This window comes from Paenibacillus sp. J22P218, assembly GCF_056269195.1.
Window position 1 is genome coordinate 630340 of record NZ_JBWDNL010000003.1, and the last position, 12613, is coordinate 642952.

Sequence of the window (12613 nt, forward strand, 5' to 3'; positions counted from 1 at the left end):
GGAATGGAATGTAAACCAACGTTTTCGTTCAAAAAACGTTAAAAAAGCGATAGAAAATCCATGAATGCGCATACATGACCGCAAGACGTGGCGCACGTCCCTGCTTTGCGCATTTTAATCGTTCAATCGCCCCAATATCCTCTACAGACCTGAAAATAGTTATTCGTCATGTTGTCGCAGCGGGGAAAGCGAGCGAAAACTCAGCGCCCCCGCCTGCTCGATTGGCCGCCATAATGTTGCCGCCGCACCGCTCGACAATCGCGCGGGCAATCGCGAGCCCCAGTCCGCTCTCGCCGTCTTTGCCTTTCACGAAGCGATGGAACAGGTAAGGCAGCAGTTCCTCGGGGATGCCGTTGCCGTCATCGGAAACCGATAATTCGATTCGTCCGCCATGTACCGCCGCATGAATATAAATATGCTTGTTCGCATGGCGAACCGCATTGGACGAAATATTAAGCAGCGCTTGCAGCAGCTTATCCCGGTCGGCGAGTACGAGCATATCGGCATGCTCGTCGATGGACGGATGAAGGGCCAGCTGTTTTTTGACGAGCAAAGGGTTGACGCGTTCGATCGTTTCCGTAAGCAGCTCCTTGACGTTGACGACAACCGGCTTATAAATGTCTTCTTCACTGTCGAGCTTGGCGAGCAGTGTCATTTCCGTCACAATGTTTTTCAATCTTGCGCTCTCGCTTAATATAATGTCCAACCCTTTGCGAACGGATTCGCCTTCGAACACGCCGTCCCGAATACCTTCCGTATATCCCGCGATTGACATTAACGGCGACTTCAGTTCATGCGAAGCATTCTGGAAAAACTGCTTCTGCGCCCGATTGAACCGATGCAGCTCGCCGGCCATTTCATGTACGGTCCGCGCGACTGCGCCGATCTCGCCGCTCGCTTTCACAAGCTGCACGTCGGCGAATTGCCTTCCCTTCACCTTCGTCAGCTCCTCCTTCAGCCTGATTAACGGCTTAATAAGCTTCCTCGTAATGAGATGACTAAGGACGAGTATAAGAACGCCGCCAATCGCGAATACGAGCAGCAGACGTCCAAGCAGCGCACGCTCGATTTCTTCGATCTTGCTAACGGAGGTTAACAGCGTCAGCTTGCCTTGGGGAACAGCCGTTACGTCGACCAAATACCGACTGTCGCTGCCGTCCCAGATTTTATCCAAATTAATGGATTCGACTGCTTGGGCCGTCGCGGCTGGGACCGTTCCCGATTGTGCCGCCGTCGCCGCCTCCAGTATCACCGCATTCGAGCTGATTATATTGATCGTGGCCGTCGGGATCAGCTTGTCTGTATCCACATCGACATAATTGCCGTTATTATCCGTTACGATTGCCGAAATACCCGATGCCGTAACTGGCGACAGCGTAACCGCCTCTCCTGAAAGCTTTGCAGATTCAAGCGATGTAACGGCTGTCAATGTTGTATGATTCTCCAGCGACTTCGTAATTTCTGCGCTTACCTGCTTCATATCTTCCTTCTGTGCTACCATGAAATGATCGAGCAGTACAAAATGGATCAATACCGCCGTCACCGACAACACGATTACAAGAGCAGCGCCGAAAGCAATATTGATCTGATGAACGAGCTTCATTATGCATTCACACCCCTGTCCGTGCGCATCCGATAGCCGTGGCCCCATACCGATTCAAGGGGCAGATGCTCGATTTTTTTGCGAATTCGCTTAATCAAATGATCGACGGCGCGGTCGCTGCCGAAATAATCGTCGCCCCATACGAGCGTCAGAAGGTCGGATCTTGTAAAAGCGCGGTTCGGCTGCTCAATGAACACCTTAAGCATGGTGAACTCCTTGCTCGTCACGTCGACTTCTGTCTCCTGCCAGAATACGCGCCTCTCCTCCGGCAGCAGCTTGAGCTCGCCTAGCTCCAGTCTTGTCCCCAGCAGCGATGGATCAGAGCCAATTGCCGTTCCCGTTCCATGTCCAGGAAACATTCCTTCCTCTCCCTGATTCAGCTTGTTCCAGCGCTTCAGCTGCCGATTAATTCTGGCGACAAGCTCTCGCGGACTGAACGGCTTCACCATGTAGTCATCGCCGCCAAGCTCTAGTCCTAATATTTTGTCGACCTCCGTATCCTTGGCCGAGATCATAATGATAGGCACTTCAGCTTCGCTGCGAATGCGCCTGCACAGCTCGTAGCCGTCCATGCCGGGCAGCATAATATCAAGCACCCATAGATCGGGCGGGCTCGTCCGCCATAACGCCAAAGCTTCTTCAGCGGATTCCATTCCGATCGTCTCGTATCCTTCCTTCCGCAAGTACATTTCAACTAGATGGCGTATATGCTGGTCATCGTCCACGACGGCGATGCGATAATTAGTAAGCGAAGCGCTCAATGCCATGCCCTCCCATTCAAGCCTTTAATGATCCATTCTTATGGTTCAAGTATACCAAGCAGGCCCCAGTAATGGGGTCATGCCATCGTTTTTCCACAAATACACCAACGTTGTGCCACACTCGTCCGATACTCTTAGAGCTGTAACACAAACCAATTAGGAGAGTGAATAAATATGAACCACAAACTAGTCATTTCCAGAGCTGTCCTATCGTCCGCACTATTATTAAGCGCAATTGCCGCTCCGTCCCTATCGAGCGCAGCAAGCGCAAGCGGAGATACGCCGCCCAAGGGGGAGGCGAAGCAGTTAGCTACGCTAACTAAGGCGAGCGCATTGGAAGCCTCGTCTGTCGTGTACAGCTTCAACAATCCCGTTGAGCTTGCCGAGCAATATGCGCCGGAGACCGTACCAGCCTGGAAGAAGGCGCTGGAGCAATACGAGAAGCATGTCGGGACGGCGATCTCATTCCACAACGCCGGTATAGCCGTCCAAGCCCTCCCTCTCACAGAAGGCGAAGTACCTGCTTTCGAAGTAACGGACAATATTGAACTGACAAAGCTCGAGGAAGGCACGTCTACGCTGACTTCCGTAAGCGCCTCGGGAATTCAGTTGAAGAGTGTCGACCTGACGAAAGCCGTGAGCGCCCAGCCAATCAAGCTGGACGATATTAAAATGATAAATGCAGAGCCTATCAACATTAGCGTGAGCCAAAACGACGAAGCCGCTTTCACACTAGGAGCATCTGAAGCTGCCGTTACCGTTACGGAGGCAATCGATGCGGACATGTCGTTCATTCGTGCCGAGATCGCTTTGTCAAAGGCTGTTCAGTCCGACGACGAAGCGGCTATCAAGCAAGCACTGAGCGTTTTGCTCGAGCAATACAATGTGCAAATCGCAGAGTGGGAAGCTGCGGCAGCGAAGTAATCATTGCCCGTGAGTTATACGAAATAGAAGAGGATGCCCCGCAATGACGAGCGGGACATCCTCTTCTATTTTTGCTACCTGCGTCTGTGAACTTTTATGAAAATATTTAAGCGATCTTAATAGTTCTTAATGTTTTCTTTCCGGATTATTTAATTCCGCTCCCTATAATCAAGGGCAAGCTCGGAATTCGAGAGGAGAGAAAATAACTAATGACCATTCAACATATAGCCGTTCTGTTCGGAGGAAAGTCTACGGAGTACGGGGTGTCGCTGCAATCGGCCGCCTCGGTGATCGACCATTTGGACCGCTCCAAATACGCTGTCATTATGCTTGGAATTACGCGTGAAGGCACTTGGTATCGATATAACGGAAGCACCGATGAGATCAGGAGCGATCGCTGGCATTACCATGCAAGCTGTATCCCTGCCTTCCTATCGCCTAGCCGTTCTATAGCTGGAATCGTCGAACTAACCGGTACTGAATATCGAACCGTATCTCTTGACGCCGTCATCCCTGTCCTTCATGGGCGCAATGGCGAGGACGGAACCGTGCAAGGGCTGCTAGAGCTGTCAGGCATACCTTTTGTCGGGTGCGATACAATGTCATCGGCAATAAGCATGGACAAGGCGATAGCGAGTACGCTCGTTCGCGCTGCAGGCATTCAGACAGCCGCCTCGGTTACTGTATGGGAGAGTGAGGATTGGGAGGCGGCAGCGGGCGAAGCGATGAAGCTTGGTTTTCCTTTGTACGTGAAGCCTTCCAGATCGGGTTCGTCGTTCGGCATTACGAAAGCTTATGATCTTGCAGCTCTGCTTCAAGGCATTCGGGAGGCATTCTCCCATGATAGCAAAGTTATTATCGAGCAAAATATCGACGGCTTCGAGGTTGGCTGCGCGGTGCTCGGCAGCGGAGACGAGCCGTTCATCGCCGAGATCGACGAGATCGAGCTGGCGGGCGAGTTTTTCGATTATGACGAGAAGTATTCGCTGCGCACCTCGCAGATTCGCCTTCCTGCCCGATTGGAGGCAGGAATCGCCGAACAAGTGAGGGCCGCGGCGCAAATCATCTACAAGACGCTTGGCTGCTCGGGTCTCGCCAGAGTGGACATGTTCGTCACGAACGATGGCCGTATCGTGTTCAACGAGGTCAATACGATGCCCGGCTTCACCGCGTCCAGCCGATACCCGAACATGATGCGGCATAGCGGCGTATCGTATTCTCAGCTGATGGACCGGCTTATCGAGCAAGCCATCGCCGGAAAGGAGCGGGCACGATGACTCCTGCGACTATGTTCAGCCTGGACAGCAGCCTGATTCATACCGGACACCTCGTGCTCGTGAATCGAGAGCATCCGGTCGCCTCGCCGCCGCACGCCGATCAGCTTGCTCCTGTCGTGTCGGTGCTTAGAGCGAGCTCAGAGGAGCGAAACCCGCAGCTGGAACGGACATGCCTGCGGCAACTGGAGCTATGGCTATCGGCAAGCGGCTTATCGGACCGCATCGGAATCGTCAGCGGCTATCGCACCCGCGAACAGCAGCAGCAAATCTACGACCGTTCCTTGGCGGAGAACGGCTATGACTTTACGGCAAGCTATGTCGCTTTGCCTGACCGAAGCGAGCATCAGACCGGACTTGCCGTCGATCTTGGCGAGCTGAGCGGCGAGGTCGATTACATTCGCCCTTCGCTGCCCGACCATGGCGAATTCGCCGCCTTCAAGAGCATGGCGGCCGCCTTCGGCTTCATCCAGCGCTATAAGGAAGGCTTCGAAGCGGTGACAGGCATTGCAAGCGAGCCATGGCATTATCGGTATATCGGTGCTCCGCATTCGTTGATTATGGAGCGGCATGATTGGTGCTTGGAGCAATATCTTGAGTATATGAAACGATTCACGGCGGACAATCCTTACGAGCATTGGAGCGAGGGAAAGCTAACAGCAGAGGTGTTTTACGTGAAAGGAAGCCATTCAAGGAGTATTGAAATTCCGATGAGTAGCGATGCCACCGGATACGAATGGTCGGGCAACAACAGGGATGGTTTCATCGTTACCATCATGCATGAACGGGAACGGATTCCGTCGTGATCACCGCGCAGCGCAGCCGCTCGGGCGGGGCTGAAATCAACATCGATTGGTTCAAAATCGCAGCTGCCTTGCTCGTCATAGCTGTTCATACCGGTCCGCTTATGACGTACAGCCCGGATGCCGATTTTCTGCTGACCGGCATCGCGGCGCGCCTCGCCGTCCCTTTCTTCTTCATCGCTTCGGGCTACTTCTTTTTCCGCAAAAAGATGAACGATGATAGCAATCGAAACTCGAAATCGTTGCATCGATACGCGCTGAGAACGGGGAAACTTTATGTAATTGCAATTATAATCTATATCCCGATTAATGTTTACGCGGGCTATTTTTCAGCGGCGGAAACCGGATTCAGCTGGGCGGGATTGACCAGCGATCTGATTTTTAACGGAACGTTTTATCATCTATGGTATTTGCCCGCTTCGATCTTGGGAATGTACATCACTTATGTGCTCTATAGCCGTCTGTCGCCGAAGGGAATGCTGATTGCGGCTGCCGGTCTATATGCAATCGGACTGTTCGGCGATAGCTACTACGGTCTAACGGCTACCAATGATACGTTGTTGAAGTTGTACGATGGCATGTTCACTTTGTTCGATTACACGCGCAACGGGATCTTTTTCGCCCCTATGTACTTTGCTTTGGGCGCCTTTGCGGCGTTTCGTCGGACAGCGGATCCGCAGACTTCTGGTTGGCGCAAGCCCCTTTCGTTTAGGGCTAATGCCGCCTGGTTTACGGTGTCTACCGTCTTGATGTTTGCCGAAGGCATTATTTTAAGAGGGCTAGAATGGCCTCGACATGACAGCATGTACCTGACTCTCGCTCCCGCCGTCTATTTCCTGTTCCAATGCCTGCTAACGGGTAAAGACTGGCTTGGAATCGGCAAAAGCGCCGGATTGTACATGAGACAGCTCAGCACTTGGATTTATATATTGCATCCTGCGATCATCGTCCTCGTTCGGTTCGGGGCAAAAACAGCGGGGCAAACCGAACTGCTCGTTACGAACAGCTTGGTTCATTATTTGACTGTCGCTCTGTTGTCCATCTTGGCTTCGATGATCGCGGTTTACGCGGAGGAGAGGTTGTCTCTTATTCGCGCGCGCAGTAAAGAAGCTGTTAAAGGGCATGCTGTTCACCGCGCCTGGGCGGAGATCAGCCTTCCGAACTTACGGCATAACTTGTCCGAGTTAAACGGAGTGCTTCCCGATTCTTGTGCAGTTATCGCCGTTGTAAAGGCAAATGCTTATGGACACGGCAGCGTCCGTATCGCTCGGCACTTGAATGCGCTGGGCATCAAGCAGCTCGCAGTCGCCGAGATCGAGGAAGCGATCGAATTAAGGAAGCATGGCGTGAAAGGCGATATTCTCATATTGGGTTACACTTCCCCTCGTCGGGCGGGCGAACTCAAACGGTACAAGCTCACCCAGACGCTCGTAAGCGAGGAATACGGCAAGCAGCTGGACGCGTGCGGCAAGGCGCTGAACGTGCATGTAAAGATCGATACCGGCATGAATCGGCTCGGCGTACCGCATGACGATACAGAAAGCTTGCTCGCCTGCTACACGTTCAAGCGTCTTAAAGTGACCGGCACGTTCAGCCATCTATCCGTATCGGACAGCCGGAAGCCGGAGCATGTGACCTTCACTCACCGGCAATTGCAGCGGTTCGATCATGCGATGAGCCTCATTCGCGCCGCCGGCTTCGACCCCGGAATCGCTCATATTCAGAGCAGCTACGGGTTATTGAATTATTCGTCCTGCGTGTATGATGCGGCTCGTCCCGGCATTGCCCTATATGGACTTATGAGCCACGAAGACGATACGCCGCTGGCGCGGGTCGACTTGCGGCCCGTCCTCTCCTTGCGAGCGACGGTAACGCAGGTCAAGGCTGTCGAAGCGTACAGCCCCGTCGGCTACGGCCATTCGTATGTCCCCGAACGCGACGTACGGATCGCAACGATCTCGATTGGTTATGCGGACGGCATCCCCCGCGAGCTTTCCGAACGCGGCGGGTATGTGCTGATCCGCGGCCAGCGGGCCCCGATCAAGGGGATCATCTGCATGGATCAGATGATCGTTGACGTCACCGGCATCGAGGAGGCGCAGCAAGGCGACACCGCTACGTTGATCGGGCATGACGGCGACGAGCTGATCGCGGCCGGCCAGCTTGCGAAGCGCTGCGGAACGCTGACCAACGAAATCCTGAGCCGCCTCGGCAGCCGAATCGCCCGCGTGTATACACACGAGGGCTGAGGTTGACGGTTGGGGTGGAAGCTTGATATCCGAGTAATGCTTGCTGATTAGGCCCCTTCTCGCTCTGTCTATGTTGGATATTTGCATCATAGAGACGGCACTTTGGCTGCTCCTTGAAGCTATGTTGGATTTTTGCAGTAACTTTGGCCATTTGACTCCTTTTTAGATCCAAGACCGTCGGGTATGCTGCAAATATCCAATATAGCTCGTCCGATACAGCAAAACGATGAAAAGTTACTGCCATTATCCAACATAGCATCGAATACCCTGCCCAAAACTAGTCAAAAAAAAAGCCCGAGCCGCATGCAGCTCGAGCTTCTTGGTATAGGGAGTTAATCGTTAAACGGACTGACGGCAATGCTTTCTACGACAATTGCGCCTTTGCCGCCTGTCAGGCGTATCGTATTGTCACTGCCCGATTCCAGCTTAACCGTAATCGTAACCGCCTCGCTGAACGTTTCTTCGCTGCCCGTGGACAACGCGTTAAGCAGCGAATAGTCGCTGCCATTAACAGTGAGATGCAGCTTGGAGAGTCTTTCCTCCGTCGCATACCGAACATGAATAGCCGCGCGCCCGCCAGAGCCGCCGTCTACCTGTCCAAACTCGAAATACGAGCCTTCCGTCTGCAACTGCGAGATCACATTCACACCCTGCTTATTGCGCTCCAAAGCAGCGCCGCCGCCTAGCTTGCCCGCTTCCGCAGCATACACTTTACGGTTCGGATTCGGCAGCGGTGCAGGACCGACAGGCGTAATATCACCTTTCGTCTGAACGACCGTTTGAATCGTACCGTCTTCATTAAAATACAAGCGGTCGATGCACATGCTGCGCAACGTGCCTTGGTTCGATATTTCCTGATTGTGATAGAACAGATACCATTGGCCTTTGTACTCGGCAATCGAGCCGTGAGTCGTCGAGCAGCCCGTAGGCTCCAGAAATATTCCCCGGTACGACCAAGGACCAAGCGGCTTATCGCTTGTCGCATAACGCATGCAGTTGTTGCCATCTAGATTGTCGGCGTACATCATGTAATAAAGGCCTTCGCGCTTGAATACCCATACCGCCTCATGAAAATCCTCAAGCCCTTCCATATCGCGCATGCCGTCCTTAAGCGACATCATATCGTCGTTAAGCTCTCCGCCAGCGCATCTGCTTCCGCCGCCATAGTACATATATGCGCGTCCATCGTCATCGACCAGCACGCTTGGATCAATCATGGCGAAGCCGCCCATACCTTCAATATATCCGCGATCGACGAAGCCGCTCGCCGGCTTGTCGCTGGTCGCAACGCCCATTTTCCACGTCTGATTCCATTCGGAACCGCTTGGATGCGGGTAATAGAAGTAATAGGTGCCGTTCTTATAAGCCGCGTCAGGCGCCCACATGAAGCCGCCCTCCGGCCGTCCCCATGCAACGTCATCAGCCCGCAATATCTCGCCCTCGTCCGTCCAGTTCACCATATCCTCCGAGGAGAAGACGTGGTAACGGTCCATCAGATCGCAGCCTCTCGCCGGATCCATGTCATGGGATGCATAAATATATACTTTGCCGTCTTCCCATACATGGGCGGACGGATCTGCCGTAAAAATCGAAGTAACAATCGGGTTCGACGATACCGTCTTCACGTTCGTTTCTGTGTAGCTACTGCTCATTTAATGATCCTCCCTGCAGCTCGAATAAACAACATGTTTACTCCAGCATAACGCGCAACGCCCAAACGCCGCCATGAGACGATCTTAAATTAAATAGTCGATTCAAAAAGGATATGTCACGCACACTGATGTCAGAATAGTTGACAACAACTCTGCTGCTGATTACTATGTAATTAATCTATTTCCTTTAAACTCACACTCATATGCAGTTCGTATAACCTCGATAATCGGTTCGGGGGCTCTACTGGGATCCGTAAAAATCCTAACTACGAACGTAATGCCCTCTGCTGGGTATTGCGCTCGCGGTTAGGATTTTTTTCATTTAAAAGGAGGTTTGTACGATGGCAACGCTATTAATCCGCAACGCGCGCAACATCATTACGATGGATCAAGGTCGCAACACCTATCCTGGCGGCAGTCTGTACGCAGACGGGCATGAAATTAAAGCCATCGGTCTCGATATCCCTTACGATACGGCCGATACCGTCATCGACGCGACGGGTAAGATCGTATATCCCGGCCTTATTAATACCCATCATCATTTATACCAAACGTTCACCCGCAATATACCGTGGGCGCAGGACGTCGAACTATTCGACTGGCTGCTAACGCTCTACGATATTTGGCGCCATATGCGCCCGGAGGACGTTTATTTGAGCGCGATGGTCGGCCTCGGTGAATTGCTCAAGACCGGCTGCACGACGGCTTCCGACCACTTCTACTGCTTTCCTAACGGAATATCCGGCGAGCTCATCGACGAGGAAATCAGAGCTGCCGCCGAGCTAGGCATCCGTTTCTTCCCTACGAGAGGCTCCATGAATCTTGGCCGCTCGCAGGGCGGGCTTCCACCGGACGAGGTGACGCAGTCGATGGACGTTATTCTGAAGGATACGCAGCGCGTTATCGAGACGTATCACGATGCGTCGAAGTTCGGCATGGTGCGCGTCGGGGTCGCGCCTTGCTCCCCGTTCTCCGTTACCGAAGATTTGTTGCGGGAATCGGCCGTATTGGCGCGGAGCTATAAAGTGCGCATGCATACCCATTTGGCGGAAACAAAGGATGAAGAGAACTTCTGCCTCGCGACGAAGGGACTTCGACCGCTCGACTATATGGAGCGAACTGGCTGGCTCGGCAACGACGTCTGGTATGCGCACGGCATACACTTCAACGATGGCGAGATTCACCGCATGGGCGCATGCGGCTGCGGGGTCGCACATTGTCCAAGCAGCAATATGAAGCTGGCATCGGGCATCTTCCCGCTCGCGGATATGCTGAAAGCGGGCGTCCATGTCGGTCTCGGCGTCGACGGCTCGGCGTCCAACGACGCTTCCAATCTGCTTGGCGAGGTGCGCCAAGCTTACTTGCTGCACAAGCTTAGCGCAGGCAAGCAAAGTCCAACCGCCGCCGAGAGCCTATGGCTCGGGACGGTCGGCTCCTCCCGCGTCCTCGGCTGGGAGGATGCCATCGGCTCGCTCGAAGTCGGCAAGGCTGCCGATCTCTTCATGATCGATACCCGCAAGCTCGAATATGCCGGAGCGTTGTTCGACGATACCGCCTTGCCCGTCGTCACAGGCATTAGCCAGAACGTCGATATGACCATCGTCGGCGGCAAAGTCGTCGTGAAGGACGGACAACTCGTCCATGTGAACGAGCAGCGCCTAGCCGTATCGGCGCAAGCAGCCGCGCTCCGCTTGCTGGAAACGGCGACGAAGCATACTGGCGCTAACTATTACAAGCAGCGCGGACGCGGGTGATTGGATTTCATACAGGCTAATGGGCTAAATAACATCAAATAAGCCGTTTGAATGGATTTGGTACAGGCTAATGAGCGCTTTGTGGCGGATTTGTTGGGAATGGGTGGATTAGATTGGATGTTTTCCATTCAAAAGTATTTTTTTGTCCGGAACAGGCTATTTGATTGGACAAAATCCACTCAAATGCGAAGGTTGCGAGACATGCAGTATACCGGTCAATATAGGAAAACGGATTGACCATCTTATACGAAGGGCCCCAAGCTCCACTGCAAAGTGGAGGCTGAGGCCCTTTTTCTCGGTAGTATTAAAACATGAATTAGTGCTTTTCTTTCAACAGCTCCGGATAGCCGTATGAACCATGCTCGCTGACATCCAGTCCGATAATCTCTTGTTCTTCCGTTACGCGCAGTCCCATCGTTTTCTTCATTACGAAAAGAATGATGTACGATACCGCGAAAGCGAACGCTCCGCAAGCTGCAATACCGAGTGCTTGTACACCAAGCTGCTCCAAGCCGCCGCCATAGAATAGGCCTGCTTTGCCGACTCCTACTTTCTCAGCCAGCTCCGGCGTAGCGAACAAGCCATTGGACAATGTGCCCCAGACGCCCGCAGCGCCATGTGCCGACAAGGCGTAGATCGGATCGTCGATGCCCATTTTTTCGAAGAAACGCATGCTCAGTACGACTACGATACCGGCAATCAAGCCAATTACAATCGCAGCCCACGGATCTACGAATGCGCAGGAAGCCGTTATGGCAACTAGCCCGGCCAGCGCGCCATTCAGCATCGCGCCGATATCCGACTTGCCAACGAACATCCAGCTTACGATAAGCGCGGCAATCGCTCCGCCAGCAGCGCCAAGCTGCGTATTGACGGCGATAAAGCCGAAGAAGCTGCCGTCGCCAGCCGTGATCGAGCTGCCGGCGTTGAAGCCGAACCAGCCAATCCATAGAATCATAACGCCAAGCGTCGTGAATACTTGGTTATGTCCCGGCATGTCGTTCGCTTTGCCGTTTTTGCTGAACTTACCGATACGCGGCTTAAGCAGCAGCGTAGCTGCCAGCGCCGCCATTGCGCCCGTTAAGTGAACGACCGTCGAACCGGCAAAGTCCTGCTTGCCATGCTCGGCAAGCCAGCCGCCGCCCCAAATCCAATGCGCAACGACGGGATAGACAAGAGCCGAGAATAACACCGCGAATATTAAGTAAACGGATAGTTTCGCCCGCTCAGCGAACCCGCCCCAAGCGACGGACATCGAGATTGCCGCGAACGCCATTTGGAAGAGGAACATGATCATTGGAGCAACCGTTGCTCCCTCCGGCACGTCCATCACATTGAAACCGAAGTAATCGCCCCAGCCAAGCAACGAATTTCCTTCCGAGCCGAAAATAAAAGCATAACCTACCGCCCAAAATACAATCGACACGATACCAACCGTAAATACCGTTTTGCCGGCGATATGCCCCGCGTTTTTCATCCGGGTCGAGCCTGCCTCCAGCAAAATGAATCCGCATTGCATGAACAGCACCAATATAGCGCCAAGCATCGTCCAAATTCCGTTTATTCCAAGTTCCATAAAGCTTCAATCCCCTC

General features: G+C 53.3%; 9 protein-coding genes and 1 riboswitch. Of the genes, 5 read left to right on the plus strand and 4 right to left on the minus strand.

What is annotated here, in order from left to right; genetic code table 11:
- Positions 1 to 166 precede the first annotated feature (166 nt).
- Positions 167 to 1603: a sensor histidine kinase gene (locus AC0YN0_RS17480; protein WP_475822395.1), complete on the minus strand. Its 1437-nt coding sequence runs from the start codon at positions 1601 to 1603 to the stop codon at positions 167 to 169.
- Positions 1603 to 2292, minus strand: a complete 690-nt coding sequence (locus AC0YN0_RS17485; RefSeq protein ID WP_475822525.1) for a response regulator transcription factor — start codon at positions 2290 to 2292, stop codon at positions 1603 to 1605. Before AC0YN0_RS17485 ends, AC0YN0_RS17480 begins: the two co-directional genes overlap by 1 nt.
- 246 nt (positions 2293 to 2538) lie before the next feature.
- On the opposite strand from AC0YN0_RS17485, the gene AC0YN0_RS17490 reads away from it, so the two are divergent.
- The 4 genes from AC0YN0_RS17490 to vanT all read left to right on the plus strand — a co-directional run bounded on the left by AC0YN0_RS17490 (position 2539) and on the right by vanT (position 7614).
- Positions 2539 to 3288, plus strand: coding sequence for a hypothetical protein (locus AC0YN0_RS17490; RefSeq protein ID WP_475822396.1), 750 nt, complete (start codon positions 2539 to 2541; stop codon positions 3286 to 3288).
- A gap of 209 nt (positions 3289 to 3497) precedes the next feature.
- On the plus strand, positions 3498 to 4565 hold the full coding sequence (gene vanG / locus AC0YN0_RS17495; protein ID WP_475822397.1) for a D-alanine--D-serine ligase VanG: 1068 nt from the start codon (positions 3498 to 3500) through the stop codon (positions 4563 to 4565).
- Positions 4562 to 5368, plus strand: coding sequence for a D-alanyl-D-alanine carboxypeptidase family protein (locus AC0YN0_RS17500; protein WP_475822398.1), 807 nt, complete (start codon positions 4562 to 4564; stop codon positions 5366 to 5368). The genes vanG and AC0YN0_RS17500 overlap by 4 nt, the downstream gene beginning before the upstream one ends.
- Positions 5365 to 7614, plus strand: coding sequence for a serine racemase VanT catalytic subunit (vanT, locus tag AC0YN0_RS17505; RefSeq protein WP_475822399.1), 2250 nt, complete (start codon positions 5365 to 5367; stop codon positions 7612 to 7614). The genes AC0YN0_RS17500 and vanT overlap by 4 nt, the downstream gene beginning before the upstream one ends.
- A 332-nt stretch (positions 7615 to 7946) precedes the next feature.
- On the opposite strand, the gene AC0YN0_RS17510 is transcribed toward vanT, so the two are convergent.
- The gene (locus AC0YN0_RS17510; protein ID WP_475822400.1) at positions 7947 to 9266 is read right to left on the minus strand and encodes a family 43 glycosylhydrolase; all 1320 of its coding nucleotides are present in this window, start codon (positions 9264 to 9266) and stop codon (positions 7947 to 7949) included.
- A gap of 190 nt (positions 9267 to 9456) precedes the next feature.
- Positions 9457 to 9555: riboswitch (purine riboswitch) on the plus strand.
- 52 nt (positions 9556 to 9607) lie between these two features.
- Here AC0YN0_RS17510 and AC0YN0_RS17515 point away from each other — a divergent pair.
- Positions 9608 to 11020: an 8-oxoguanine deaminase gene (locus AC0YN0_RS17515; RefSeq protein ID WP_475822401.1), complete on the plus strand. Its 1413-nt coding sequence runs from the start codon at positions 9608 to 9610 to the stop codon at positions 11018 to 11020.
- A 316-nt stretch (positions 11021 to 11336) separates the two neighbouring features.
- Here AC0YN0_RS17515 and AC0YN0_RS17520 read toward each other — a convergent pair whose 3' ends face one another.
- Positions 11337 to 12596, minus strand: a complete 1260-nt coding sequence (locus tag AC0YN0_RS17520; RefSeq protein ID WP_475822402.1) for an ammonium transporter — start codon at positions 12594 to 12596, stop codon at positions 11337 to 11339.
- Positions 12597 to 12613 lie beyond the last annotated feature (17 nt).